Origin of the sequence: Chroococcidiopsis sp. [FACHB-1243] (assembly GCF_014696895.1) — a bacterium.
Lineage (GTDB): Bacteria > Cyanobacteriota > Cyanobacteriia > Cyanobacteriales > Chroococcidiopsidaceae > Chroococcidiopsis.
In genome coordinates this window covers 120,388-147,249 of record NZ_JACJQX010000009.1, presented here as the reverse complement: position 1 = coordinate 147,249, position 26,862 = coordinate 120,388, and the positions used below count along the sequence as shown (strand labels likewise).

Genomic DNA, 26,862 nt, shown 5'->3' with positions numbered 1-26,862 from the left:
TATTATACACTTTGTACACTTATTGTAAACTACTCTCTTTGTAGAGAAATGATTTTTGCTCGGATCTCGATATATATGGGATCTTACGCGGCTGGAGTACGAAAACTTCTTCTCTATAGGCAGTTTACTCAACAGGGCTTTGAACTGGAAGTGTATCTTGGCGCGAAATGGGTTCGGCTCTCAACCCAAGTCGATTTCTGTAATTCCTTTTGCACAGCAATTTTAACAGGTTTGATGCTTCATTTTTAAAAAATCCTTAAAATTCCTATTGACAAGCGTTTCTAAACTCAAGGCGCGAAATAGTTCCACCTCTCAATCTATTTCGATTTCTAGAGGCATAAAGCTTCTGCTGCGATATAGTGTCCGCCACAGTTAAAGTTATAGTACACTTGAACCATTTTAAATTTAGTCGTAGTTTAGCCAGACAAAAGATAATTGTGACTTATTTTATATAACAAGGGTGATATACTGAATTGAAACCATATAGTTGACCAACTCATAAGTCGATCGACTCGGTTTTCGTCGCTCACCTCGATGAGGCAGATTGCCTTCAGCCGCCATGTCCCATGAAACCGCAATTGGGCAGGAAAAGTATGTGGAAGACTGGTCAGCGCCAGAACCCCCAAGCGATCTCATTTTTGATGATGGAGAACCATTGGAGACTAACCGCCACCGGATTGCGATGAACGTTCTGATTGATTCGGCGCTGTCGGCGCTAGCCGAGCGATCGGACTTTTTTGCTGGGGGCAATATGTTCGTCTACTACAGCCGCAATCAAGCGATGAACCGCGATTTTCGCGGACCGGATTTTTTTGTCGCCTTGGATGTAGACGGTAGCCGCGAGCGCCAAGGCTGGGTGGTGTGGGAAGAAGACGGTCGCTATCCCGATGTCATTGTCGAATTACTTTCAGCAAGTACGGCAAATGTGGATCGTGGGGCGAAAAAAGATTTGTACGAACGGGTGTTCCGCACTCCAGATTACTTTATATACGATCCTTTTGCTGCCGACTCTTTGTCAGGATGGCACTTAGAACTAGGGCGCGGCTACCAGCCCCTGATCCCGAACGAGCGCGGTTGGTTGTGGTGCGAAACTTTAGAATTGTGGCTGGGGACTTGGAATGGTAGTATCCGCCGAGAGCCGCCGACTGGAACTTGTGATTGGCTGCGCTTCTACGACCGCGCTGGAGATTTAGTCTTGCTGCCAGAGGAAGCCGAAAGACAAAAAGCCCAGCGACTGGCACAAAGGCTGAGGGAATTAGGCGAAGACCCCGATTTAATTTAGGCATTAATCATCATGGACGTTAGCGATCGCTTACCACCCATCAAAGTGATTTCCCTTAATTTTGGTAACTTGGATGCTACGCCTCCAGCTCAACCCAGACGGGGTAGACCTACCAAAATTGGGACGGCACTAACCGATCTCCGCGTGACTAAAGTTAGAGAATTTCTCGACAGTAACAACTTAGCTCCTAACTCGCGCAAGGTTTACGAACGAGAATTGAGGCGCTTTATCGCCTGGACCGATCTGCTGTGGTCAGAGATCAAACCGCGCCATATCGCCCAGTACAAAGCTTATTTAGTGGAGGAAGTACAATCACAATCGGGCAGATCGCTCTCCAAAAGCAGTATCAACAGCGCGATCGCTACGCTTAAAAGCTTCTTTGGCTGGCTGGTGCTAGCCTATCCTGACATTCTCGCCGTCAATCCGACTGCCAGTGTGAAGCTAGAGAAGATCCCTCTACCCCCTGCCCAGAGTTTGACAGCCGAGGAAGTAGAGCGAATTTGGGCGGCAACCGAGTATCTGGGCGAGACGCAACAACGGGATCTAGCTTTACTACACATTTTGAGCCACGGCTTGCGGGCGGGAGAAATTGTCAGCCTCAACGTTGGTGCGTTCGATGGTAGGCTGATCTTTGTGGCAGATACGAAGACAAACGAGCCGCGATTAGTGCCACTGCGAAAACAGAGCCGCGATGCACTCAAAGAGTATTTGTCATGGCGCGAGTCACAAGGGGAAGAGATCACGAGCGATCGCCCCCTAATTCTTTCCCATCACGCAACTCGTAAAGGAGAACGATTGAGCTACCACGGCATCTACTTTGCCATCGAAAAGATCGGTGAATTGGCAGAAATTCCCCAGCTACACCCACACTCGTTCCGTCATACCTACAGCACCGAGTTATTACTGATGGGTGTCGATCCCACCCACGCCAGAAAACTGACCGGACATCAGAGCGAGAAAGCTTTTCGGCGCTATACTCTACGCGGCGAACAAGAGGCGGCGATCGCTGCTTACTATCGTGCAACTGGGGAAGAAATGGAGCAACAAGATTTAGAATGAAAGCATTCCCATTTAGTAAGCAGCGGGATTTGACAACAAATTGTTGTCAAATCCCGCTGTGCTAGATATCCACCGCTAATCAATATTTCCCCAGCAACACTGTTGTCTCAAACCAGTCAGGAATTCGCCGCCTCCCCTCCTCTACTCCTGAAACTTCAACTTTGCGCTCGCTTCCTTTTTTCTCCTCTCATCTGGCGCATCATTTCCTTGGCTCGACTTCAGATGCCATTACTACTGGGAGCGGGGTATAGTTAACACGTATAGATTCTCCCAAAAGCTGCTTGGAAGACTACTTCACGGAAATAACAGATTGCAAACAGTGTCTACCATAAAGCGCTCTCATCAGTAATTAGACTATCTACTTATTTCCTTCAATAATCTTCCAAATTTGGTAGTAGTCTTGCCCAGTTTCTCCCATTGCTCTTTGCCAAGCTGTAACATCTGCTTGTACTAGTTGATCTCTCAAAACTGCTAAGGAAGAATTTTGAGCGGGCGCATCTAATGGTTGGGGGAGTACAAGCAGGATTAGCGAGAATAGAAGAGGAGATAAAAAAGGTGGATCCAGCAGGATGCACCTGAAACAATAAACTTCTATATTCATGCTAACGCTCAAACAATCCGTCGAACTTGAAACCCCCGAATTGCAACAGTTTTATGAAAAACTGCAAAAGAGCGTTACGCTTGCCAGTCTGGTGCTAACGGCTTGGCAAATTGGACTGTGGTTTGCTAAAAGCTTGGTGGAATACCACCTGAATCAACGAGCCAAGCACCCCCAGAAGTGGGGGAATTGTGCCAAGTGCGGTAGTCGGTTGCACAGCAAAGGTTTTGTGTCTCGTCGCATGCTGACGCTCGTGGGATGGGTGCAATGGCAACGACGGGTGGGGCGATGCCCAAATCGGTGTGCAGGCAGTCAGTGCGCTCCATTCGATTCTCAACTAGGAATGACGCCTTACCAACAAACCTCAACGGAATTGATGCGCTTAGGGTGTTGACTGGCAGTATTGATGCCGTTTGAATTAGCGACATGGGTATTGCAACAGGTAAGTGGAATTCGTTTGAGCAACGATACGTTATGGCAGTGGGTGCAAACGTTTGGTCAGCAATCAATGAAGCAATTGTCAGAGGAACTTCAGCACTTAGCAGGCGGAGTTGAACCAATGCTAGAACCATTAGACTCCACTGCCCTCACCCTACCGTTAATCATTGCTGCTGATGGAGTAACAGTCCCGTTTCGCTCATCCTCAGGCACAACCAGTGGCAAGCTCGTAGCCGCGAGAAATCAAAGTGGCAATTTTGGCAAGGCTTGGTCAGCATCTGACTCGCTCCGGCAAAACTGTCACTCGAGTGCATCAGCGTCGGGTGGTAGCTGTATTAGGTGATATCTCTGCCTTACAACCCCGATTGCAACTCGAAGCATTTCGTCAAGGTATCGTTCACGCCTGCCAGGTCGTTTGGATTAGTGATGGAGCTAGAGGCTTCTGGCGGCTGTTCCGAGAGAGCTTTGCTGATTGTACGATTGGAATTCTCGACTTTTATCACGCTGTGGGACACTTATGGCGTGCAGCTGATGCTTATGGTCAAAACAATGGGCGCACTCCACAGCAGTGGTTTCAACGCTTACGTCATCAACTGCGGCATGGCTACGTGCATCGCATTCTCAAAGAGTTGAGCTATCTGTTGCAGTATCGCTCAACACCTGAGTCTGCTAAAACCGTTTTGTTACAGGTGCGCGATTATCTCCAGACACATTTCGATCATTTACAATATCGCTCCTTCAAACGGATGGGGCTACCTATCGGCAGCGGCATGGTTGAAAGCACCTGCAAGTGGTTGATTCAACAACGCTTCAAAGGTGTGGGCATGCGTTGGAGTGAGGTTGGGTTTAATCATTTGTTGCATCTGCGTCTTGCTTGGGCAAATCATCGATTTGATACTCTGTTTGCTAACCACTCGCTAGCACCGACCTTGTACTCCCCCAACCATTAGATGCGCCCGGCGTACGTTTATCCCGCTCACTATTCCAAGGCCACTTTACGTTGCATGAATCTGCTAATAAGCATTCTGCAAGTGCTTCGCCTACTTCCCACGGCTCTCTGGCTGGTTCCGAAGCTAATAATTTTTCCAAAGTAGCAAATGCCATGCCAGTAGTAGCCAATCCTTGTAAATCCGCAATGCAAGCCTTTCGGTTTTCCTCGTCAATCAAGCGCTCGTAAACTGGACCTTCCAAATAAGTTTCAAATTCTCCTACATTGACAATTAGTTCACCACGCCAGCTCACTTGAGCTTGAGAGTTTGAAAAACAAGAGCTAGTTTGTAGATTCAGCGGCATAACCTGGGTAGACTAACAAATTTTAGCGGACTGACTTATAGCATTCCCAGGAATCTACAACAAATAGCCATTGTGACATGAATTGCATAATCTTCTGTGACATTAGTTATGTCATATACATAGAACATCGACTAGGCAAGAATTTAAAGGTTTTGTCAATTAAGCTGAGGCATAGTTGGTTCAAGTCGAGCTTAGGCTAGATCCTACAGAAATTGCTGCTGTGATAGCTTTCTCAGCCGAAGTCTTAGCCAAAAAGTTACAGCATCCTAGAACTGAAACTGTTAGCCAAAACTTACATTCAACTGGCAACATGGTTCTAGGCTACTTGAGTAGTAGTACTAAGCTGGTAAAGAAGTTTATTCATAAAATCCAGCCCATCTTCTCTAGCATGAAAGATACTGCTTGCATCAAATCTTGCTCCAGCTTGCTAGGTTTATCATATTGACAGTGCCGATGCTGTTGGAAATCGAAAGGCACTAAATCATTGCCTAAATCTTTCCGCTTCTGCTTTACTAGGATTATTTGCTGCGGGCTTTTGCTATGGAGAGCATAGCCTAATTCATAAGATACGTTGGCATTCGGCTGGTACTTCATCCCTACTTCGAGCGCAGAATCGCCGATAATTTGTGCTGTATTAGTAATGTCAAAAACAGCTATCAAGCTCCGATCTATGTTGCGTTTTATTGCTTCAACAATATCTTTTGCTCCATCTTCCGGTCGAGTTGACTCAACCAGTTCCAACTCTCTTCTAGGTTTGCGGCTATTGTTGATGTTGTCGATCGCTTTATCTAAAGCTGTTTTGATGTGACTTCTTGATGGGTTGTGGTCGCTTTGCCAACTGTAGAAGATCCACGGTTTGTAGCCCGTCGCTTGGCGGCTTTTCTCAAAATACATCTCCTTTTGGGTCAAGTCTATATTGACAAGTTGATATACCCCACTACCGTCAATGTAGAATTTGCTCGTTTCTCCTCTAATTAGAGCGCGATACCAGTTGAGTTTTTCGATTTCCTCTCTTGGATTTAGAAAAAATGCTCTATACGACTGCTTGAGTAGGCTTTTTGTTACTAAGTCAATGTCGTGCTGCCGTTGCGTAATTGTCTCCAGATCGCAAGTCATCGGATCGAGCTGCCAACATTTGACCTGATTGAGTTGCATTGCTTCCTGTCTCCTTATCTGCTCCAGTTTCAGTCACTCGCCCTATTATTCCCATGACTGCTATGTTTCTCTCATGCACGAGCAAGCGTATCACAGGCAGATGGCAGTGATTGCTCGAATTGAATTATTTAGTAGGCTGTATTTTTATCGTTAAGCCAGGACCGCTCAATTTTCCAAACATCGTCGTGTGACGCAACAAAGCAATCGCTCAATGACCTCATGCACTCGTTCGAGTCGATGGCAAGAGGAGCGACAGTAACGAATATTTACGACTAAGGCAGTTTTAGATGGCACGATACTGGTACGATCTCTAAAATTTTGAAATTTAACCGCAGATACTGTTAGACAATCGTACACGAGCAGTCGAATTAGAAGGGTACTAATTAGTCCTCAGTAAAAACAGATGTTTTCAAGGAGCTTTTCGGGTGTTGGTATTCAAGCAGGCAAAAAATCTAGAAGAATATGCAGCAATCAGAATCAAAAATTGCTTTGCTAATTGACGCAGACAACGCTCCTGCTGCTAAGATTGACGCGATCGTCTCTGAGATTGCGAAGTACGGTGTTGCTAACGTTAGAAAAGCATACGGTAACTGGAAAAATCCTTCGCTGAAAGCTTGGGAAGATAATTTACACGAATTTGCCATTCGTCCAGTACAGCAGTTTGACTACACCAAGGGAAAGAACGCCACGGACGCAGCATTAATTATCGATGCGATGGATTTGTTGTACACGCAAAATCTAGATGCATTCGCTATTGTGTCCAGCGATTGTGACTTCACTCCCTTGGTAATGCGAATTCTCACGAATGGGTTAAAAGTGTATGGATTTGGCGAAAAAAAGACCCCACTTCCATTCGTTTATGCTTGCTCGACTTTCTTGTATTTGGAAAGTCTCGGTCAAGATGTTGATTCTGAAGGAGTTAAGGAACTGGGAAGTGTAAAGAAGACAAGCAAAGAACTAAAACAGGATACAAAATTAGTCAATTTGCTCAGATTAGCAATTTCGAGTACCCAGGAAGATGATGGATGGTCTAGCTTGGGGACGATCGGCGCACATATAGCTAATCAAGCATCTTTTGACCCACGAAATTACGGCTACGCGAAGTTAAGCACTTTGTTTGAAGCAGTCGATCTATTTGAGATCGAACGTCGGAACAATCTCGTCATGTCAAAGATAAGCGCAAACCTAAAAACTCCGAGAAAAAGCCCTGACAGCCCTAAGAGTTGCCCAAATTACGCTCAAACAACGCTGTTCCCTCGACTAGATGCCCAAACCTCACTCTACATCTCCCACCATCTGCTGCCAGCGTTGCCGCACGTTGGCAACGATTTCTCGTACTTCGTTCTGGGTCAATATTTCAACCAACAAGCACTCTACGTCCAACTCCACTAAAAATGGAAAGTAAACTGCATACGTTTGACTGCCCGTGACATGGTAAATTTCAATTTCTCCCCTCCCTAAGTGCTGTTGTTCTACCAACTCGTATTCTCGTTCGTCTAGCCATCGCAGGTAGCTCCCCTCTCCCATCCTTGGCAGCTCCCACCTCTGTCTGGTTTGCCAATGCACGACTTGAATAAATTCCACTCTTTTTGTATCTATTTGCAATTCCAATCGAATGACTCTCACTCTCATTCCCGTGTTCCCTCAATGTTAGGAATAAGGCAACTCATTCAATCGACTTTTTTTCAAAACAAGATCTCGCATATTATGAAATCGGCAGTTATTGTAGATGTAAGATAAATTTTCTGGTGTTGAGCCAATTTTTTGATGGATTCTTCGCAACAGTTGAAGCAGTTAGTTAGCGCCGATCTACCTAGTTTTGGTAAATATTACCGAGAAATGGCAAGCCAACAGGGAGCAGGGGTGTTGGTAGTCAACTACTACCCAACTGGAAAAATCGCACAAATGGAGGCAAGATTTCTCAAATCGAGTCAAATTCCTCGACTATCCAGACAAATGGGACTGCCCAGCCTCCAAACTCAATTCGAGCAGCACGATCGCGAAAAAGAAATGATAGTGGCGATCGTCACTGCCGAAACTAAAGGCGCGATCGCTGTTGAGTTACAACTTCACGGGATAGTATCCGAGCCGGAAATACCATCATCAAGCAGTCGAGCTAAAGCATCGAAGCCCAAGAGCAAGTCTGATGACACCACAACACAAAAGCGTGCGTCTCCTGCGAAGACAATGACACAGCGTCAAGCCAAGAACAAGCCAAGTGCAGCTGCAACATCAAAACCCAAAGCCGCGCCGAAACAGACTAATCCACCATCTACCGAGCCAAGCACTCAGACAGAACCAACTCCACAGCTAACAGTAGAACCAGAAACTACTACCAACAAATCTGCATCAATTGGTAAGACAACTGCCAAATCTTCAAAGCCAGCAACTCGCGGTAAAACTGCGACTAGAGGAAAGACAAAACAGAAGCCGCAGCCTGAAGTATCATCCCAAACATCCTTTGCGCTGACCGCCCAACCAGAAGCGACTCCACAGCCGACAGTAGAGCCACAAACCATACCCAAATCTACCCCAGCAAAATCCACTTCCAATTCAACCTCAGCCAACCAGCACAAAACTTCTCCCAAATCAACCATAAAACAAAAGTCGCAGCCCGAAGCATCACCCCAAACACTCTCGCCTATACCCGAAGAGCGCTCTGACAAACCAGAGCCAGAAACTACTGCCCAACCACCAGCCAAACGCAAATCTTCTACCACTGCTTCTGCTAGACGCAAATCTTCTGGTGGAGCAACTAGACGCAAGACAACTACACGGGCAGCTAGAGGGAAAAAGCAGAGTTAATTGTTAGGTTTGAAGCTAGAATAAAAGCTAGAACGAGAGTAAGAGTTTTAAGCATAAGGTTTTGGCTACTCAGCAATCTGTGTACCAAGTGCTTTTGAAAATTACCATAGTGACAGTTGCCCAGGTGAAACATTTTTACGTCTGGTTGTTGCGTGCAGTGCCAGATGGCACGGGGTACATAGCGGAATCAAGTTTTCCGGTTGGTTATCTTCTGGAGTGAAATTGGCATGGTGGACTGAGAGAGTGACAAGCGTCCATTCAGAACGAGCAAGCGAGTCAGGTTTTTCTCCAGGGCGCAAACACAGTTGCCTACAATGCCGACAGCGCCAACCAGCTGCTTGTTTGACACTCAGGGCAATTTGGTTCCAGTTTTGGGGGTAGCGTTGTCGATCGAGAGGCATAAGCTGAAGATTGGTTGGACTTGAGTGAGGAACATTACATATAGTACATGTCGAACCTGGGCTACAGTAAGAATAACTCCTCGATCTCTACTTCATCGCTCATTAGATCTTTAATAACCCAGATGCGATCGCAAAACTGCTTCATCTGCCGAGAGCCCGCACCACCGATTAGGACTCCATAAATACTAAATTCTAGTTGTTGCTTCTTGACTTTTAACGGCTCTAAAAATTCCTGTTTCACGTCGCACTTGCCGTCTGTAATCATGACAATATCTGCTCCTTTGAACTGTGGTTTTCCCTCAATACATTCGGTAGCAGATAATAATGCTGGTTCCCAAGCAGTACCGCCACCATTGTAAAAAGCCAGCATCGACTCCAGTAGTCGAGAAAAGTCATGGTGGTGGGGTGGAAAGTCGTCAACTCGACAAACTCTAGTTGCAAAGTGGATGACTCGCAAGTGCCGTCCCTCCCTTAAAGCAATTTGTCCTAACACTGCCGTCACCGCTTTCGCCCAAGTGTCAGGCAATCCATCCATCGAACCAGAGGAATCCAAGCACACCACCAACGGTCCTTTGCATTGCTTCTCCTTCCCTCTCGTCTTGTATTGCAGTAGGGAGCGATCGTAATACAATAGCGCAAACAGAGGAAACAGATCGGGAGCGGAGAGTTTCTGGAGTTCACTCGGCAACAACCGCGACAAGTTATCTCCTAACTCGATCGTTGTTATTTCCCCAAAAGCATCGAGAGCTTGGCTGCGACGCTTACGCTCAGCAGTCTGTTGCAAACGTCCGGTAACAACAGCGATCTGCTTGAGCTTGGCATTAAGAGCTATCTTCTGAGCCAACGCCATTTTTTCTGCGGGAGAAACGCTCCGTTCTCCACCCATTTCATTTCCCCAGCTCAAGCCCAGCATCTCCAACCAAATAGCTGCCTCGCTTAATTTCTCATGGGCGGCGTTCAGGGCAGCCCTGAGCATTTGCCGTACTTGCGTTTCATCAAAACTATTTGCATATTGTTGAGCTTGCCATACAGCTTGTTTTCCTTCCTGTTGTAGGAGTTGGATCAGTTGGGCAGAGCGATCTCCACTATCTTCAATTATCTGCCTCAACCACAGAGATCGTTCCCGTTGCTGTCGGGTTTTGGGTAGCGGTAAACCAGTTGGGGAAGTTGTTTGAGGAGAAGTCAATATCTGCTCAAACACCTCAGATGGTGGAACTTCAGGGTGATGCTTCAGTTGCTTAATCAAATCCCGATACTGTTGCGGATTGGGAAATCGGGGTATGGGCGGCGGCAGTCGATTGTACACTTGACGGCAATACTCGTGGGTTGCCAGTCCTGCTGCTAGTTGGTTGCCTTGACACTGCTCCACCAGCTCGTCAAAGCCAACCAGTTGCTGAAACTCCCGATGCAATCTTGTTGCCCAAGCACTTTCGGGTGGCAGTGGGTCTAGTTGCTCTGGTTCGCTCTCGTAGTAAAGTCGATGGAAAACTTCTAGAGTGAAACTGGGAAAGGCAAACAGCTTGCTAGTTCCTACTTTCACCATCGACCGAGCATCTTCAAAATAGTTAAGGTATTCCTGCCAAAAGAGTTTGGAGATGCTGGCAACTCGATACACGAGTGGCTCAAAGTCATACAGCATAGAATTTAAAGTCTATCAAGCATCAACAATACCAAAACTGGCAAGTAGCAATCAAAACTAGCAACCTTTAGTTTAATTTAGCATAATATCCGTGTTATTATGTTAAAACTCAGCGATCGCGCTCATGATTGTTTCATTCAAAGATCGAGGAACGAATGGCACTAAGATAAGCCGAAACATTTGTATTCTAAGCAGTTTGCAGTTGTTGTCGTAATTCGGGTCGAGGTTTGGTCATGGAAGGATAAGCTTTCGGGCGACGTTTACGGACTCGTGGTTCACTGCGACCTGGACGTTCTGGAACAGCTTTGTGAACAATAACTTTGAGTAAAATGCGATAAATTTGCTCTACTTTTGTTGAAGAAGTAGCTAATAGTTGAGTCAGAAAGTTAATTAAATGATGACGAGTACCCTGTAACGACAGGCGTAACGGTGGAGTACCAGAAGTATTACCAGCCAACCACATCAAACTACGAAGTAGATTGTAAACTAGCAAATAGGCATAAATTTCTTTGCGTACCATTGAGGGAGTTTTACATCGTAAAACATCCAGACCCAAAGTATTTTTGAGATGTTTTAAATTTAGCTCAACATCCCACCGTTGACCGTAAAGCCTGACAATTTCCAGAGTAGAATAAGTATTTGTATCTAAGAGAGTAGTGATTAAACTGACTTGCCGAGTGCGAAAACCAGGAATCACAATGTAGTAGAAGATTTCTCGCACAATTATGGTTTGAGGCAGAGCAACCCATTCATCTTTATTTAATCCTTTTGGGCAGATTTTAGGTTTGTACCAAGTTACCAATTTGTCACAATCTCCGACAATTTTCCCTTGTCGCATTGATGTTGTTCGAGCTTGATGTTTCCGGAATACTACATCACAATTTAGGTTTCTGATAGCGACAATGTCGGCGTAAGCGCAAAAAGCTCTATCTCCTATCAGGATATCCAATGGTTTAAGAAACTGGTAGAGACGGGCGTGCAAGTTTGATATCATGTGTATTGAGCACATCAATTACTACAGCAACAGCAGCGCCTGTTACTAAACTAAATATCACACCGATTTTGGCAATCGGAAATCCGCATCCAGCTTTCTGAGTTTTTGGTTGAGGGTATGCTTTCTGGTTCTCTACAGTATCAGGCATGGAGACGGTTGAACCATCTATTACCTTGAGATTTCGACCATGCCACAGATGTTCTGTTGTCACTTTCTCATCTATGTTTTGTGCCGCCTGACTAAAAAGGTTTTCTAATAATTTTTCCGGCAATCTCGCTCTAGCTTGGCAGTAAGCACTTGTATCTGTTGAAGGGATTTCCACTCCTTCACCCACCAAATAAGCAATCACCCTACTCACAGTGTTATGACAGCTTTTATCTACATCTAGAACCTGAGATAAAAATGCCCATAGCGTCACAAATGGATCGAAAAGTCGGCGACGATATTTAATGTGTAACTCATCCATAGCCTGTTGAATTGTAGCCTCACTTAACAAGTCTCGGAAAGGTAAGCCTAGGCTTTGTGTAAATTTATCCTTGAGAATTTCTACTCGATTAGGCACAGTAGTAATAGTGTTAACGGCTTCCAAGATCAAACAAAGTATTTTAAGATCTTGGAAGCTTTTCCTCTACAGTATTTTTTGATTAACTACTGCATGACAAACTGCATTACAGATTCGTCCTTGCTGAGCGTGCGATATCTTCACCTGTTTGCCTGCTGCGCTATGAGGCAGAAAGCTGTAACCCTTATTATCTAAACTTTTCACCTTATCTTAGTGCCATTCGATCGAGGAACAGAAGAGATTTTTGATGGTAGTGACTCAAAAGCAGCACGAAAAACTTGTCCGATTAACCTGTGGGCTGTAGCACGTAGAAAGTTAGACCAGATGAATGCTGCCGTATCTTTAAACGACTTGAGAGTTCCACCAGGTAACAAGTTAGAAGCCCTGCAAGGCGACCGCCAGGGTCAGCATAGTATTCGCATCAACGACCGAGCCTCGGATCTGTTTTGTCTGGTTGGAGCAAGGAGCATCTGCGGTTGAGATTGTCGATTATCACTAATATTTGGTTCATGGCAGCTTTTGGTGATCTGGGTAGAGCATCCGCGTTGGAAAACCTGAAGTAAATCAACTGGCGAACAAAAGTCTTCGTTGCAGCAGGTCAAACCCAGCGCGACCATACATCTGTCGTTTGAGCATCTTCAAGCGATTGATTTGTCCTTCCACTTGTCCATTGCTAAGAGCTAATGTCACCCCAGCTTTGACTGCCGCATAATCTGATTGTAAGCTTTTGGCAAATCGTTGAAATTGTGTCAAGGAGCTACTACTAGCTTGCTCAAGCCAAAGATCTAGTTGCTTGGGGTCGCGTTGCCGCACCAGGTCTGCAAATTCCTGAGCGAGATCGATCGCGACGGTGAGAGCGGGGTGCTGCTTCAAGTGAGCGAGCAAAGTTTCATCCTCAACGGAGCGCTGCTTCAAGGGCTTCAACACCAACCAAGCCGCTCGACGAGCGCTCAGGGGCGGCTGCTTCAAGTCTGTAACCAAAGGAGCATGTCCTCGTCCCTCTAGAGTGCTCAACTGTTGGCGTTGGGCTTGGCGCAACTGATGTGTGTAGCGTGTTACCGTCATGTAACTCCCTTTGTATCCCTGCTGTTGAATTTCGGCAAATAACCGCTTGGTCTGACGCTGCCCCGCATTCCATTGCGCTAGCAGATACGGCTTGTAGGGAGTAAGCAGGCTCTTACCTGGACGGCAGGGATGGGGTTGCCATTCTGGGAAACTGGGAGCCGCCAGATAGGTAAAAACTGTCCGCTCCCCCATCCCTAAATGGTGTGCAATATCAAGCACCTTCAAGCCTTGTTGCCGTAGTTTGTGTACCTGCTCGTAGTTAGTCAGCCGCCTTTCAGGACGCTGTTGCGCTTGTTGAGTTGTAAATGGCTTGGATGGTGCAACAATCATCGCACCGAGGCTACGGTGATAAGCGAGGTCTACCGCTTTTAATGTCTGAGTGCATGTGGCAAAAAAACGCTCCAATACCTCAGCTAAATTTTGCAGCAGATGGAATCGGTCGGCAACCTGAATCGCATCGGGTGCCCCTTGCTCCATGCCCTGTTTGTATGCCTTGGAGCGATCGCGCGACAACACTTGCACTCCTGGATGCTGCTGCAGCCACTCGGCGAGGGTTCCAGCTTCACGGTCCTTCAACAGAGCAATCGGACGATGCCGATCCAAATCCACCAAAATCGTGCCGTAGCGTTGTCCCTTGCGAAATGCAAAGTCATCTACACCTAGAGTCTGGGGCGGAATAATCTTTGGTAGGGGCAGTTGGGAGATGAGTTTTAGCAGTGTATTCCGACTCAGGCGATAGCCCAATTGGTCACTCAAGCAAACGCCTGCTGCACCACCAAGTGCTAGTGCAATGGCGCTCAACAATTGGGCAAGACGGTTGGTCCGACGTGCCCAGGCAATGGTGACCGCGGGCAGTCGTTCTGTGAAAATGCGACGTTGGCAGGTTGGGTTGACACAGAAGAATTTGCGAACGTGCATATGAAGGGTCATTCCATACTGAGCCACGGTCAGATCCTCAAGGGTTCGCTGATAGCGGCTATGCACCCGACGATTCAATTCCTGGCACAGCGGGCATTGAGCAAGAGTCTGCGTGGAAGAAACAGTCACACTCAAGTGCCTATTGGTTTGGTCAAAGTTCCAATGCTCTAATCGAAGTTGCTGGGAATCAGGCAATAACTGTTGAAGGAATTCCAAAACCTTGAAATGGTAAAGAGTTATCTCGATCCTGACGTAGGATCACCAAAAGCTGCCATGAACCATATTTGCAGTTGAGGTATCAATAGATGAAAATTCCCAAATATCGCCCTCCCACACACCCAGGAGAAATCTTGCTGCTAGATTTTCTAGAACCACTAGGACTAACGCAGCAGGATTTAGCTAACAACATCCACGTTCCTTACCAGCGAGTCAACGAGTTAGTGAATGGCAAGCGCGGCGTAACACCAAGTACGGCATTACGGCTGTCAAAATTCTTTGGTAACAGTCCAGAGTTTTGGCTGAATCTGCAACAAAATTGGCAGCTATACCAAACACTGAAAGAAGAAGAAGAGGAGATAAATGCGATTGTCACTTTCGCCTTGCGAGAAGAAGAAAGAAGTGCTTAAAGCATAAGGCTTATCTAGAAGATTTCCAGTAAATCGATTCAGTATGGATCGCACAGAAAAAATTCAAGTCCGCTCCCCAAAATTTCAGCTGTATCAGTCAGTTATTCTCTACTGGAATGGTGAAGAACGCTCAACTCACATCGTGCGCCGTTGGTTCGATCTGGACGACTCCAGTGACGGTTACTGGTGGTACAAAGTAACAAATGACGAGCAACTTTATCCCGAACAAGCAATTGAGTCACATAGCGAATAGAAGCTACCATTCAACTCATTTAACTATTGATAAACTTTGTTTTTATAACCGCCAACTTCTACTAGCAATTCTTCGCGAATATCGGTCAGTATTCTCTGCGCTCGTCGGGCATTGCGGCTCTTGTTATCGACGATTAATTTCTCAATCTTGCGAGCAATATCCTCTAAGCGACTCGCGGCATTGTCGGCTGCTTCGATCAATTTTTGTTCGGACGAATTGTTCGGACGCAAATCGTATTCTCTAGCTGCCCTCACCACAGTACTGACCTCTTCCTTTGCCGCGTCGTACCAAGATACGGCTTGTTGGTTGAGATCGGGAATGCAAGCATTCAAAATTTGACCGATCTTCTGCCGTTCTTTGGGATCTCTTTGCCACAGGCAGTCTGGCAGCAATTCGTGAAAGGATTCTGGGTACACTTGCTCATCGCCCTGCACCAGTGCGTGAGCTTGCAGCAGTTTCACTAGCTGTTGCAACTTGCGATCGCTAATGAAAAATCCTTCCTTCTCCAGCGCCAGTTGACATTTAATTAAATCTTCTGCCAGTTCGTCGGAAAAAGGTACGATCGCTGCTTGCTGCTGCAAAGTTTTAATTTCTGCCAAACTCAGGCGCACCAGCACCTCCGGTTTGATGTTATGTCTGGCGCGGTGGATTAATTCCCGCTTGGAACCCAATTTGCGGACGTACTGCAACCAAGGACGATAGACGAAGCGATCGACAAAAGCATCCAAGTCTCCATCAGTGGGAACGTTGTTGGCAGCACCGCACAGGAACAGTAGTGGGACTGGCTGCGGCTCTGGATTCTCGAAGACTCGTTCGTTCATCAATCGCAACAAGGCGTTGAGACTAGTAGAGTTGCCGCGAAACACTTCATCTAAAAAGGCAATGTGCGCTTCCGGCAGTCGGCGTTTGGTGTTGCGGATCAGCTCGTCTTGCTGCTGTAATGCTCGCAGCGACAGTTGCCCTAGTAACTCGTCTGGTGTAATGGTCGGTTGCAACAGGCGATCGAAGAATACAGCTTCAGAGATCGCTCGGCACAGCTGCTGTAACATCCAGCTTTTAGCACAACCAGGCGGACCAAATAAAACCACATTTCCACCACTGAGCAATACGGCTAGCACTCCATCGATCGCACTAGAACGCTCCAAGAAAATCTGATTCAACTCTCGCCGTAACTGCTGCAACCGCTCTGGAGCAGAGCCAGCCTTGGCATTGTTGGAGACTTGAGCAGCTAACTTTTTGGTGTTTTTAGCGATTGCCATGATTTAATCATGATGATTTAATTTTGTTTTCTAACTAGAATCTGAATTCTGTATTCCAACTAGAAAGTGAGTTCTCCTAAAATCCAGCCTCTGGGTCGTAAGGTCGGTCGATCGAGTCATGTCGCTCGCGCTCGTCGCTATCGACGGTATCTGGAGCGGTAACGAGATCCTTTGTCTTGGCTGTTGCTTCTAGCCCCAAGGACTGGCGCACGGCTGCCTCAGCAATCTCCCAGCGCTTGAGCAAGTCTTTGGTACGGAATTTAAACAAATTCTCCATCGATGCCAACTTGCCCTTGAGTTGCCGTAACTGCTCCGGATCTGGTTGCTGTGCGATCGCCTCTAACTGCCGAAGTAACTCGGAGTAACCCGCATCCAGCGCCAACGCCTTCGTCAGGTTAGTAAGTCCCTCCCCAGTCGAATTTTGTTGCTGCACGCGCTGCTTCAGCATGGCTCTGAAATCTTCCAAATGCTGCTGTACTCGCTCTAAGTCGGGATTGTCGCTTCTGTAGAGTTGCCCCAGCTGCCTCGCCCTCTCCACCACAGGCTCTAAATCGCAATCGTATTGCATCAGGACTTGCAAGCGAGCAATTAAGGTGTCCCACTTCTGCCCCGTTCTTGATGTCGCATCCGCTCCCGACAAATTGAAGCTTTCTAGCAATTGTGCTAGCTTTGCGTCTGCTTCGTCCCGACTTCTGATTTGCGCGTCATATAAAGTTGAAATCAACGTCTGCTGTAGCGTTTGTTGCGATCGCTCGATTAACTTGAGTTTTTGCCGTTCGACAGAGGCTACCTCTGCTTCTGCTTGCTGCCTTTGCACTTCTGCTTCGCGCTCCGAACGCTCTAGCAGGGAAGGAATTTTTATCGGTCCTTCCACTAGAATTTGCAATGAATTTACTTGTAGTTCCTTTTGAGTCGGATAAGCACCAGCATACTGCCGTAACGCTAGCTCAATTGCTTTTGGTTCTAATGCTGCGGCTTTTAGTACTTGCTCCACCCACGACAAGAAGCCAGCGTATTCTGATTCGTATGTTGCTAAAATTCCTTGCCGCAAAGAGTCAGCTTCCGCCATCATTCCTTCAATTGCTTCTAGGGCATCGGGCAGTACCGATTCGTGGACGAAGCGGAACGGTTCGCTCAAAAGGGTGTAGCGGTTGTAGATGATTTTCTGTCGTGCTTGGAGTTTGGTTGCAGCATCTTTGAGGCGGTGGTTGATCTTGGCGGCGTAACCCCCCTTTGCCTCACTTTCCAACAATCTCAAGACATCATCCCCAATCCCTAAGTGGGAGCCGTCCAACTTCAACGATTGCACTCCCACTTTGACTGTCAGCTTGAGTAAATAGATTGGCTCTTTTTCCAGATGCCGCCACTCATGCCCAGAAAGTTGTCTCAAACGGGGAGTTGCTGCCGCAGAATGCTGTTGCGTTTCGCTCATCTGAGTTTGAGAGCGTTCTTGCACGAGTTGGGCTACGAGCTGGTCAACTGGTGGCATACGATGTCTGTATTTTGCAATCTTCTATTTGATATTCTATTTAGAATATCAGTTTTATTTTCCAGTTAGAATCTGAATATTCAACGCTCACCCCTTTAAGTTGGGGCGAAGCGCGGAGCACTCGTCGTAGTTCTCGTTATCGCCTTCACAGTGACAAATCGTGTGGCACGATAAGATCGCGGACTTTGCCGAAAAATTTATTTGTTTCATGCCCAGGACACCGCCACCACTCAAAACTGTATTCCAACAACGCCGCGAACGCGAATTTCTTTACCTTCATGAAGTTGATGCCGTCATCGCCGCGATGGAGCAGACTCGTTACCCCACCAGGAACAAGGCGATCGCGATGACTTTATTTTGCCAATGTCTACAGCCATCTGAGCTGTGTTGGCTGCGCCGAGCGGACCTAGACTTGACTGGAAAAACGCTCTACCTCATCCGCAATCGCGAACTCAAAAGTGGCGCTCGTCTCCACAAACAAATCAATCTTCAACTCCTCTGCGCCGCCGAAGTCGAGATCCTGCGACAACTGGCGCTTGAGCGTCGATGCGATTGGTTGTTTGCCACAGAACGGCAAACGCGCCTGGGCGAGCGATCGCTACACTATTTAATTGCTCAAGCAGGCAAGATTGCCAACCTGACTTTTCCAATTCACCCCTATATGCTGAGGCGCTCTGGACTCTTCTATCGTGCCGCATTGCTACTGCAACCGCTTCATCTATCCCTACAGCAGTGCTGCTTACTGTGGAATTGGCACGGTACGAAAGTCGAGTTTAATCAGCAGCAAGAACGAGAGATGATGATGATGGGAGTGGAAACGTCTGAAGCATTCTTGGCGGTACTAAGACAACTGCAATCTTTCACCCGCATCCAGAGCTACGACAAATTGATCGATTACCTCCTGGGTGCGTTCTTGCTGTTTCCTCAACTCCAGAAAATGCCTCACGGCTACTGGCTTACCCCTACCCGATGGCAGCGCCAACTTTACCAAAAAATCTAGCCACAATACCCGCCTCGTCCACTCTCTCCTCAAGTGCTAAGTTGTAAACTAAACCAATAGTGCGATCGCTGACTCTACTTGGTCTGGCTTCACCTCTAGATAGCGCTGGAGATCTGTGAGCGATTTATGCCCTGATATTTCCTGAATCACGCGGATCGGCACGTTGGCATTAGACATATTCGTCAGCGCCGTGCGACGAAATGAATGAGTCGAAGCTCCCCTAATCCTCGCTCTTCTACAAGCAGCTCTGAGGATCAGATCGGCAGCTGCTCTGGTGAGTGGCTTGTCTCCACTGCGTCCTGGAAATAACAGACCAGACGGTGGATCGTAAGCTGCTAAATATCCCTGTAGCTTCGGGTGCGAAGGCAGCGTGCGCGTCGCCATCTTGCCTTTAGTGGTACATTTACGCAGCGTCACTACACTACCCGCTAAATCTTCCACGGTCAGCGCCAGCACTTCACTGACGCGACAGGCACAGTAGTAAGCGATCGCGAATAGCAGCTTGTCCCTAGAGCTAAGAAATCCGCGTGTAAATAGGCGCTCTAGTTCAGCTTGAGTTAGTATCTTGGCGCGTCCGTTGCCTTTGATCTTCACTTGTGAGATTGGGTTTAGATTTACTTCACAATTCCTATCCTACGGCAAAGAGCGACTTGATGTTTTGGGGATTTCGTCAAGTCAGGAAAAATCGCTCAAACTTAAACCCGACAACACGTTGACTCGGACTTTTGCAACTACTAGCAATAAGGCTTTCTGGGTTTATTGAGAGTCTTTTTCAATTGATTTGGATCGTCCCGAATCACGTACAGTTTGGAGATCGCGTCGATCAGTTCCCAACGGGTGACTGGTGGCTGAGAGTTTTGTGGTGGGGGATTTTGTGGTGTTGTGTCCTTCAAATCGATTGCCTCCTAAGTAGTCAGCAGCTGCTTTGCTTTTGGCGTTGGTGCCCAGTAGCATCTAGTTGAGATCCGATCGCACGCTCGCGACTTGGATGCGAAGGTCGCTTCGCGAATGCGTGTGCATGGTCGAAGAGCATACCGCACGTATCGCATCGCGCTTCAAACGGCAACAGATGAAGCTACTTGTGGCTGTTTGGTAACGAATCCTCGCCATAAAGCGGCGAGTTTTTGTGCCTCATCAAGCCATTGGGGGCTGACCGAATACATCCGCCTCGGACGACCGCGCCCATCTACTTTTTGAGGGCGCGAAGCGATAACTTCGTTCAGCTGCGCTAACGCTCTTTCAGTTTCCAAAAAATTCAGTGCTGCGTAGAGGACAGTATCAGACAGTCGATACGGCGGGTAGTCGCTTTCCAGTTTTTGGATCAGTCGGGTGCCGTAGGATTCCTCTATAAGCAAAACCGACAGCACATAGCAAACTGCCTGTTCGCTGCTTAAATAAATCGGTGGCTGGGTCGCAAAAAACTGATAGATCTCCTCAATTGTCATAGCCTCAATTATCATGGACTAATATTTTTTCTAGCCAGTAAATAATTTGTGTCGCTCCTACTATAAACGCTGTCTCAACTTTCGCTGTCTAACTAATTCTTGCTATTGTTGGTTTTTCTGACTGGATTCGTAGTTGGATCTCTGCAGCTGTTGACCACCAATCGAATACTTGTTCTAGTTGTTCTAAACTCAACAAATTCTCTTGCCACAGGACGATTGGTAACAAATGTGTCGTTTGAGATTGAGCCAGTGCTAGCTAGAGTTGAAGCAGCCCAAATTCCGAGCCTGCTGCTGCAAAAAATCGACCAATTGAGTTTCAATCGTTGTTGGCATAAAATTGACGAGCGTTAACTGCCAAGAGGGTATCTGATAGTCAAAAACTGGAGCAGCTCTTTTAGCAATAATTAATATTTTCTCTGTGATAGATTTGAGTGCAAAACTTTAGTTTCGCGCTCGAGTGAGACGCGGTTAACTTCGTTTGGGCTGGGAAGAGCGAACGATGGTGCGTCCAGGGGCGGGGTGGAAGAGCGAACGATGGTGCGTCCAGGGGCGGGGTGGAAGAGCGATCGTTCGCGAACGATCGCGCGGTTACCAACTCTAGATTGGCTAATTGTGGTTGAGGGCTAAATTTTCCGCTCCATTGCTAGGGGCTGGTGAATTGCAACTACGGACGGCAATGAAATTTTGGTAGTAGGTTTCTAAAATTGCTAGCAATCTAGGGAATTAGGTTACCCAACCATGCCATGACTGAATACGTGAAAATAGCTAGGAACCAGTGTTATGCGATCGGTTGTTGGCGAGCGCGCGATCGCATGGAGCGCGGTGAGCAATCGGGCAACACGGCGTTTCGCTGACGCTCGATTGCCTGAAGGTAAGAGTTATCGGCGATTACACAACAGAGCGTCGTTCGAGTCAACAGAAAAATAATCTACTGAGGCTGTATAACCCTGCCGTCCGACTCCAGTGAACTGTTAGGCATTGAACCACCAAGTTCCCCTACCGCCAGCAATAACATCATCAAGCCACTTCTCATACCACTCTAAGAAGCTCACCCCAAGAGGGTAGTATCCTTGCTCGCTGACTTCACCATCAAGCCACATTTGTCCACGGGTTGGTCCACTCACAACCAATCTATGCAGATAACCACAGCCTTCGTGACATAAAGCGAGCGTGCCCGCACTTAGGTAAAGTAGGTAAAGTTGGTACTTATCAAGTTCATCTAGAGTAATTTCCCCCGGATCGGCTTGCTCGAACATAGCAATGACTTCATCATCCCGAGCGGGATTGTCAGCTGAAGTATGCTGGAAGGGGAATTTTAGGATGTCATCTGGAACAACGTCAATAGGGGACTCCGTTAAGCGACACCTTAAAGCACACTCAAGGGAAAACATTCCATAGGCTGGTCCTGCACCACCGTTCGCAACTTGAGTGATAAAGGCGCGATAACCGACGGGAAGTTTTACTTGGTATTTGGCTTCAAATCTTTCTACGTCAGGGACTTCCAGTGGCTGATGGAGGAGAAATCTATGTCCTTCTACTCCAAAAACATTACTAGGCGTGCACGTAGCAACTCTCCCTAGTTTCTCCGAGATGCGCGTGATTTGTTCGTTGATGGATTCCATAGAATGCTTGTCAAGCCTAACGGCAAAATGTAGCGACGGCATATAACCTTTGCAACTCAACCGACCGTATTGCTACGTTCCGGTGCAGCGCGGTTGTGATGCGACACCCCGATCGATCTCCTGGAATCGGCTGTTTCCAACCAGAATCGGTCTTTAGACCAGCTTGCGAAAGCTAGTTGTCTGATTCTAAAAGCTTACCAAGGGCTTCAACTGACTGCCGCCAGCCGCTTTCCATTCCGCTTGCCACCATGCCATCACGGTCTTCTTGGTTCATGGCGGTGCTGTGCGTCCGAATCTCAGTTGTACGATCGTTAATCGATACAAACTCAGCTTTTTCCAGCATGACGTGTCCGCGTTCTGGCATCCCCAAAAATTCAAACGTCTGCACAATACGTTGATTTTGAGCGACTTCGTGAAAACAACCAGTAAATTCATACTCATTACCATCTTCCGATTGCTCGGCAATATGCCAGCTGCCGCCATCTCGACAATCAAAGCGATACACTTTCATTGGATTACCACGACACCACCATTGAGCGAAGAGTTCCTCTTTAACATATGCCTCGAATACCTTTTCTAAAGAAGCATCGATCGTGACGATGCCCAAGATATTTTGTGAATTTTCTGGGACTGTGACTTTTAGATCTGCCATACAGTTATGTTCCTACTTGTCAATTTTCTTCGACTAATTTTTCCAAGGCATCGAAGCGGGCAGCCCAGACTTTTTCATACTGACTCAGATGCGCTGCGGCGACTTCGATCGCCTTTGGTTCAATCCGAATCACTTTCTCCTTGCCACTTCGACACTTAGTCACTAGTCCTGCTTTCTCAAGCACGCTGACGTGCTTCGCCACCGCTGCTAAAGACATGGCATACGATCGGGCTAATTCGCTAATGGTGTGTTTTCCTCTCGATACACGCCCAAGGATGTCTCTGCGTGTCGCATCGGCGAGAGCAGCAAAAATCAGATCGAGAGCCGCATTTAATTCAACCATATGGTTGAATGATAGCTGGCGATAAATGCCGTGTCAAGTATTCCCAGCAGCGGATGTTGGCGATCGAGGCGGCAATATCACCATAGGTATACGGCTGCGCTGATGCAGCAACATAGAATGAAGAGAATTTCACTGTTGGCCTGAGTTTCACCAGCAACGTTAAACGACTGTGTCTCAAGCTTTTGATGCAACCCAAGCTGGATAACTTACAGCCATTGCTCTAGCTCAAAAACCTGGGATTGGTTCCAAGCCAACTTTTCCAGCCATCTAGAAGCCTCTTGATAAAACTTAAACTGCTGCTCGTCTCGGCGAAACTCACGAGTGTGAACCATACGCCTGCCATTTACTAATTTTGCCCCATGATATTTGTGTAGGAGTTCGTGATACAAGACAAACTCAGCCACAAACTGGGGAATTCTGGCATCATCCAGAGTTGAGCTGATAACCACTCGGTCTTTAGCTGGGTGATAGTAGCCAAACTTGCGGTAAGTTTGGAGTTGGCTCCAATCCAGACGTGGTTTGACCAAAGTTGAAGCAAAATACTCGCGATTGAGTCGATCGAATAACTCTTCCAAGTCGTAGCACTTGCCTTGAGCTTTGTCTCGATTTGCACGGGCAAACGAGTCCAACTCCAATAGTACTTGACTATATTCTGGCGAACCAGCAAAATCATTGATGAGCCGCGATCGCTCTTGGCTCTTGCCCAGCAATGCGTCTGTCACCAGTGCTGTCAAAACTTCCCCGTTGGCATGGATAAATCCTTCGCTGATAGTGAGAGTAGCAACGTTTCCTTGCCGCTTGTATTTGTACAATCCTGCCTGGTACGTCACCTCAACTGTTACATTTCCTAACTCCTGACAATGCTTTCTAGAAACTGCTTGAGCAATTTGCCAGGTAGAACGAGTCGCCTGAAGGTGCAATTGTAGATGGGATCGATCGCTCAAAAACTTCATCCAAGCATAAATTGAGCTAGAGGAATTACTTAAGTCGGCTGGTGCTGCCTGTTGTTGGCAGCAAATGTTTTCAATTTCTGCAACAGCTTGTGTTAATGAGTCAAGCAGCTTTTGGAATAGATCGGGTTTTGGGGTGGGACTAGCAGCCAAAGATGAGAGTTGCTGCAATATACTACGTTGCTTTCCTTTAATGTTCTTGACACCAATCGGCGCTTTTTTTGGAGAGACAATACGGCTTTCCAACATCGGCAGATTGTCCAGATCGATCCCTTTGAGAAAAGAGTAAGCCAAACGCGATCTACTTGGCAATTGCTCTGGTGTCATCCGCCCTCGATCGCATAACCGCTCGATCAATTCAAGCGAGCTAGTGACAAATGCTTTAAAAGCAGCAACCTCCTGGGAGGGGATGCCACTATTTAAGCTATCTTGCGCCTTTTGAGCCGCTTTGACGACTCCACGAATTCGGAGCGTCATTTCTTCTTACGGCTAGTTCTCTTGCGAGAAGTCTTGTTCGCGGGCGGAGTCTTTTGCATTCCCATTCCTTTCGGTTTGGACGGGGATGGAGTCGATCGCTCGGAGTCCGGCAGAGCTAATCCCCCCTGAATCAAATTTTTCAGCGCATTGGTAGTCAGGTCGGGAGTGTCGGATTTGAGGCTGGCGTTGTGTTGTACTGTTGTTGAAATGCTTGAACGCCTTCGGGAGCGGTCATATCAAATCCAGCTTGATGACCCATCATCATAAATGCTTTAGCAATACCACCTCTAGAGGGATCGCTCATCATGTTGGGAAATTCGGATGCCAGCGATTCCAGATATTTGACGATCGCCTTGGCGCTGCGAAGGTTGTATTCCCGTTGGAGAAACTGCCAGAAGGCAACCAGTTCGGGAATGGCATCTTCGGCTTCAGCCGGAGCGAAAATGGTGACTTTGCGCGGCAGAGTATATTCCATCAGGGTTTGTACGTCCCCTTTCGTCATTTTGGGCAGCGTCGTCTCGCCGTAGTTGTAGCCCATTTCAATGAATGTGCCAATCCAGCCGCCGCCTTCTGGGTAGTTTTTGAGGTGGGCTTCTCCTTCAGGAGAGTTGACAAATTGTTCGAGCGCACCATTGATGTAGTCATCGAGGATCGGTTCAACATCATCGTAGGAGAGATTATCTAGCTGACGGATGTTAAAAGGCATATTCATCGATCTTCAAGTCTAATGCTTTTCATTCTGCCACTAGACACACGCGCTTTGTTGACCACTGCCACTATCCGGTGAAGATACTTAACGTAGCAGCCAGGAAGATATGCGAATAGATATATTGCTCAAGTAATTCATTTGTTCGAGGTTGAAAGTTGTATTCAGGATCGAGCAGTGATTGAGTGATTTCATGACGAGTGGGTTTTGGTCATACTCATTTGAATCCGTTTGATAAAATTTTGGATGCGGCTAAAGTGTGCGCCTTGCCAGTAAATTTGGGCGCATTCCTGACAGATTGAGAATTTATCGGAAAATTCTTTCGTTTTAGGTGGGAGGCGATCGCCAATTTCTTTTTTACTCACCGATTGCAACAAACCATTGCAGCGCAAACACCTTTGTAAAGGGGCGATCGCGTTAAATAAATCGAAGCGTCGCAAGACTTCCACTACTTGCTTAAACGGGTCTTGTTCCCGCACGCAGTAGCCGTAGATGACAATACTGCGCTTCAACAAACCCCGCTCTTTGGTTAATAAAATTCTGCGATCGCGACTAGAAATTTTAGCTAACTCTTCATCCTCGTAATCATTTTGATACAAGGTGTCGAAGCCCAACAAACGCAAGTAGGTAGCAAGTTTGCCCAAATGGATATCCAGGACAAACTGGATCTGAGCTAGCTGTGGTGGTCGCACGCGAGAGGAAGGACTTGCCTCAACTCTTACTGAAATAGGATAAACGCTAACGCGATCGCCATCGCCAATTAAATAGAAAAAATCAACTGATTCGCCATTAACTAAAATTAAGTCAACTTCTGGGTGCGGTACGCCCAAAGCTTCAATCGCGTCTTTGACGGCTGCCTTTTCCTGCAATTGGCGCACGAACCAAACCTGTCTTTTCACTGGAGGCAAAAAGTCATTTAGTTCGGCATGAAATTGAAAATAAACTCGCTCCATCAGCATCTGGTTGGGTTTACTCAACAGGAAGGCAAGATAACAACTGCCTTTCCCAAGCTCTTTCCTACTTCGCTCTTCATTGGCTCAGGTCATAACCTCACGTAATAGAAACAGGTCATAACCTCACGTAATAGAAACCTGTGATATTCTAAGCCTTCACTAGCGATCTGAACATACTGCTTGAGGTCAAATTATCTGCACTTCCCCCACTTACGAACGAGTTTTCGCTACCAAAAACTGCTGCTCGTGTTGCTTTGTCCAGTCAATAAAAGCTACACAACGTCAGTGTACGGACAACATTTAAAACTGCCGTTGTTTATTCATACCTATTATATATTTGCGGAATTTACGCAAGACATTTCTACTAAATAAAGTTTTTGTATAGGTAGTGCTAAAAAAGCTTGCCGATCGCAAATAAATTAGCTATTGCCTTCAGTAAATCTTTTGAATAAGGAAAGCTAATCATTTGTCTAATTCCATTTAATTACTGTAGTTCGTTGCCGACCGAAGATCGTGATTTTCTCTGGTTACGCTAAATCTCTACAGCAAATAGGATGTGGGATGTGATGCGACAAGTGTTAACCCATATAGCGCCCGAACTGGAGTTTAGAAGTCAGATGTCAGTCAAAAGACCTTTAGTAATGAATCAGCCACAAATCGGTCAGCTCGTTCGCGAATTACGGTTGTTGGTTGGGCTGACACAAGAACAATTCGCAGCTCATTTGGGAGTTACCTGCGGTTCGATTAATCGGTGGGAAAACGGGCGTAGCGAACCTTTACCGCTAGCGCAGCAGCAGATTTGGCAATGTATAGAACAAATGGGCGATCGCGGCGAGGAATTGTTGCAGAAGTATTTAGCTAATTAGTTTTCAAATGAA

At 46.8% G+C, this 26,862-nt stretch carries 27 protein-coding genes and 3 pseudogenes; 10 read left to right on the top strand and 20 right to left on the bottom strand.

Going from position 1 to position 26,862, the window contains the following annotated elements; genetic code table 11:
• Positions 1–559 precede the first annotated feature (559 nt).
• From H6G17_RS09190 to H6G17_RS09180, 3 genes and pseudogenes are all read left to right on the top strand, one after another.
• Positions 560–1,282 (top strand): Uma2 family endonuclease, encoded by a 723-nt coding sequence (locus tag H6G17_RS09190; protein ID WP_192156371.1) that lies wholly within the window; start codon positions 560–562, stop codon positions 1,280–1,282.
• Positions 1,283–1,294: 12 nt separating this feature from the next.
• Positions 1,295–2,341, top strand: a complete 1,047-nt coding sequence (locus H6G17_RS09185) for a tyrosine-type recombinase/integrase (RefSeq protein WP_192156369.1) — start codon at positions 1,295–1,297, stop codon at positions 2,339–2,341.
• A gap of 599 nt (positions 2,342–2,940) precedes the next feature.
• A pseudogene (locus tag H6G17_RS09180) lies at positions 2,941–4,327 on the top strand (ISKra4 family transposase).
• Here H6G17_RS09180 and H6G17_RS09175 read toward each other — a convergent pair.
• Together H6G17_RS09175 and H6G17_RS09170 are read right to left on the bottom strand one after the other, a co-directional pair.
• Positions 4,284–4,619: a hypothetical protein gene (locus H6G17_RS09175; RefSeq protein ID WP_192156360.1), complete on the bottom strand. Its 336-nt coding sequence runs from the start codon at positions 4,617–4,619 to the stop codon at positions 4,284–4,286. The pseudogene H6G17_RS09180 and the gene H6G17_RS09175 sit on opposite strands and share 44 nt — an antisense overlap.
• 411 nt (positions 4,620–5,030) lie before the next feature.
• Positions 5,031–5,825: a hypothetical protein gene (locus tag H6G17_RS09170; RefSeq protein ID WP_192156358.1), complete on the bottom strand. Its 795-nt coding sequence runs from the start codon at positions 5,823–5,825 to the stop codon at positions 5,031–5,033.
• 462 nt (positions 5,826–6,287) lie between these two features.
• On the opposite strand from H6G17_RS09170, the pseudogene H6G17_RS09165 reads away from it, so the two are divergent.
• Positions 6,288–6,974, top strand: a pseudogene (locus tag H6G17_RS09165) (NYN domain-containing protein); the annotation flags it as partial.
• Between the two features lie 126 nt (positions 6,975–7,100).
• Here H6G17_RS09165 and H6G17_RS09160 read toward each other — a convergent pair.
• A complete protein-coding gene (locus H6G17_RS09160) occupies positions 7,101–7,457 on the bottom strand; it encodes a hypothetical protein (protein ID WP_192156356.1) in 357 nt (118 codons plus the stop codon).
• 135 nt (positions 7,458–7,592) lie between these two features.
• On the opposite strand from H6G17_RS09160, the gene H6G17_RS09155 reads away from it, so the two are divergent.
• Positions 7,593–8,630 (top strand): hypothetical protein, encoded by a 1,038-nt coding sequence (locus H6G17_RS09155; RefSeq protein WP_192156354.1) that lies wholly within the window; start codon positions 7,593–7,595, stop codon positions 8,628–8,630.
• Positions 8,631–8,731: 101 nt separating this feature from the next.
• On the opposite strand, the gene H6G17_RS09150 is transcribed toward H6G17_RS09155, so the two are convergent.
• From H6G17_RS09150 to H6G17_RS32545, 4 genes are all read right to left on the bottom strand, one after another.
• The gene (locus H6G17_RS09150; RefSeq protein WP_192156352.1) at positions 8,732–9,031 is read right to left on the bottom strand and encodes an HNH endonuclease; all 300 of its coding nucleotides are present in this window, start codon (positions 9,029–9,031) and stop codon (positions 8,732–8,734) included.
• 61 nt (positions 9,032–9,092) lie between these two features.
• Complete coding sequence (locus tag H6G17_RS09145) at positions 9,093–10,670, bottom strand: VWA domain-containing protein (RefSeq protein ID WP_192156350.1); 1,578 nt, start codon at positions 10,668–10,670, stop codon at positions 9,093–9,095.
• 187 nt (positions 10,671–10,857) lie between these two features.
• Positions 10,858–11,664, bottom strand: coding sequence for a transposase (locus tag H6G17_RS32550; RefSeq protein WP_242038302.1), 807 nt, complete (start codon positions 11,662–11,664; stop codon positions 10,858–10,860).
• Complete coding sequence (locus H6G17_RS32545; protein ID WP_199316608.1) at positions 11,624–12,253, bottom strand: transposase domain-containing protein; 630 nt, start codon at positions 12,251–12,253, stop codon at positions 11,624–11,626. The genes H6G17_RS32550 and H6G17_RS32545 overlap by 41 nt, the downstream gene beginning before the upstream one ends.
• Positions 12,254–12,466: 213 nt before the next feature.
• Between H6G17_RS32545 and H6G17_RS34585 the strand changes: the two are divergent.
• Positions 12,467–12,725: pseudogene (locus tag H6G17_RS34585) on the top strand (type II toxin-antitoxin system RelE/ParE family toxin).
• Positions 12,726–12,790: 65 nt separating this feature from the next.
• Here H6G17_RS34585 and H6G17_RS09130 read toward each other — a convergent pair.
• Positions 12,791–14,425: an ISL3 family transposase gene (locus H6G17_RS09130; protein WP_192156348.1), complete on the bottom strand. Its 1,635-nt coding sequence runs from the start codon at positions 14,423–14,425 to the stop codon at positions 12,791–12,793.
• Between the two features lie 89 nt (positions 14,426–14,514).
• On the opposite strand from H6G17_RS09130, the gene H6G17_RS09125 reads away from it, so the two are divergent.
• Together H6G17_RS09125 and H6G17_RS09120 are read left to right on the top strand one after the other, a co-directional pair.
• Entirely contained in the window at positions 14,515–14,835 is a 321-nt protein-coding gene (locus tag H6G17_RS09125; protein ID WP_192156346.1) for a HigA family addiction module antitoxin, read from the top strand.
• Positions 14,836–14,878: 43 nt separating this feature from the next.
• Complete coding sequence (locus H6G17_RS09120; RefSeq protein ID WP_192156344.1) at positions 14,879–15,088, top strand: hypothetical protein; 210 nt, start codon at positions 14,879–14,881, stop codon at positions 15,086–15,088.
• 23 nt (positions 15,089–15,111) lie between these two features.
• Here the strand turns inward: H6G17_RS09120 and H6G17_RS09115 are convergent, their stop codons facing one another.
• Both H6G17_RS09115 and H6G17_RS09110 read right to left on the bottom strand, forming a co-directional pair.
• Positions 15,112–16,347: an AAA family ATPase gene (locus H6G17_RS09115; RefSeq protein WP_192156342.1), complete on the bottom strand. Its 1,236-nt coding sequence runs from the start codon at positions 16,345–16,347 to the stop codon at positions 15,112–15,114.
• A 76-nt stretch (positions 16,348–16,423) separates the two neighbouring features.
• Positions 16,424–17,836, bottom strand: a complete 1,413-nt coding sequence (locus H6G17_RS09110; RefSeq protein WP_192156340.1) for a hypothetical protein — start codon at positions 17,834–17,836, stop codon at positions 16,424–16,426.
• A 160-nt stretch (positions 17,837–17,996) separates the two neighbouring features.
• Here H6G17_RS09110 and H6G17_RS09105 point away from each other — a divergent pair, with 160 nt between their 5' ends.
• Positions 17,997–18,836, top strand: coding sequence for a tyrosine-type recombinase/integrase (locus tag H6G17_RS09105; protein WP_347276417.1), 840 nt, complete (start codon positions 17,997–17,999; stop codon positions 18,834–18,836).
• 48 nt (positions 18,837–18,884) lie between these two features.
• Here the strand turns inward: H6G17_RS09105 and H6G17_RS09100 are convergent, their stop codons facing one another.
• The 10 genes from H6G17_RS09100 to H6G17_RS09050 form a co-directional block, all read right to left on the bottom strand.
• On the bottom strand, positions 18,885–19,430 hold the full coding sequence (locus H6G17_RS09100) for a tyrosine-type recombinase/integrase (protein WP_192156338.1): 546 nt from the start codon (positions 19,428–19,430) through the stop codon (positions 18,885–18,887).
• A 140-nt stretch (positions 19,431–19,570) separates the two neighbouring features.
• Positions 19,571–19,729, bottom strand: a complete 159-nt coding sequence (locus tag H6G17_RS09095) for a hypothetical protein (RefSeq protein WP_192156336.1) — start codon at positions 19,727–19,729, stop codon at positions 19,571–19,573.
• Positions 19,730–19,891: 162 nt separating this feature from the next.
• Positions 19,892–20,281, bottom strand: a complete 390-nt coding sequence (locus tag H6G17_RS09090) for a PadR family transcriptional regulator (protein WP_192156334.1) — start codon at positions 20,279–20,281, stop codon at positions 19,892–19,894.
• A 971-nt stretch (positions 20,282–21,252) separates the two neighbouring features.
• Positions 21,253–21,903 (bottom strand): SMI1/KNR4 family protein, encoded by a 651-nt coding sequence (locus H6G17_RS09080; protein WP_192156330.1) that lies wholly within the window; start codon positions 21,901–21,903, stop codon positions 21,253–21,255.
• A 172-nt stretch (positions 21,904–22,075) separates the two neighbouring features.
• Entirely contained in the window at positions 22,076–22,555 is a 480-nt protein-coding gene (locus tag H6G17_RS09075; RefSeq protein ID WP_199316607.1) for an SRPBCC domain-containing protein, read from the bottom strand.
• 19 nt (positions 22,556–22,574) lie between these two features.
• Positions 22,575–22,898 (bottom strand): metalloregulator ArsR/SmtB family transcription factor, encoded by a 324-nt coding sequence (locus tag H6G17_RS09070; RefSeq protein ID WP_192156328.1) that lies wholly within the window; start codon positions 22,896–22,898, stop codon positions 22,575–22,577.
• Complete coding sequence (locus H6G17_RS09065) at positions 22,891–23,031, bottom strand: hypothetical protein (RefSeq protein ID WP_192156326.1); 141 nt, start codon at positions 23,029–23,031, stop codon at positions 22,891–22,893. Before H6G17_RS09065 ends, H6G17_RS09070 begins: the two co-directional genes overlap by 8 nt.
• Before the next feature lie 73 nt (positions 23,032–23,104).
• Positions 23,105–24,325 carry a M48 family peptidase gene (locus H6G17_RS09060; RefSeq protein ID WP_192156324.1) on the bottom strand — a complete coding sequence of 407 codons (1,221 nt, stop codon included), beginning with the start codon at positions 24,323–24,325 and terminating at the stop codon, positions 23,105–23,107.
• Between the two features lie 154 nt (positions 24,326–24,479).
• Entirely contained in the window at positions 24,480–25,031 is a 552-nt protein-coding gene (locus H6G17_RS09055; protein WP_206757152.1) for a hypothetical protein, read from the bottom strand.
• A 191-nt stretch (positions 25,032–25,222) separates the two neighbouring features.
• Positions 25,223–25,984, bottom strand: a complete 762-nt coding sequence (locus H6G17_RS09050) for a Mut7-C RNAse domain-containing protein (protein ID WP_192156320.1) — start codon at positions 25,982–25,984, stop codon at positions 25,223–25,225.
• Between the two features lie 617 nt (positions 25,985–26,601).
• Between H6G17_RS09050 and H6G17_RS09045 the strand changes: the two genes are divergently transcribed.
• On the top strand, positions 26,602–26,850 hold the full coding sequence (locus H6G17_RS09045; protein ID WP_192156318.1) for a helix-turn-helix transcriptional regulator: 249 nt from the start codon (positions 26,602–26,604) through the stop codon (positions 26,848–26,850).
• Positions 26,851–26,862 lie beyond the last annotated feature (12 nt).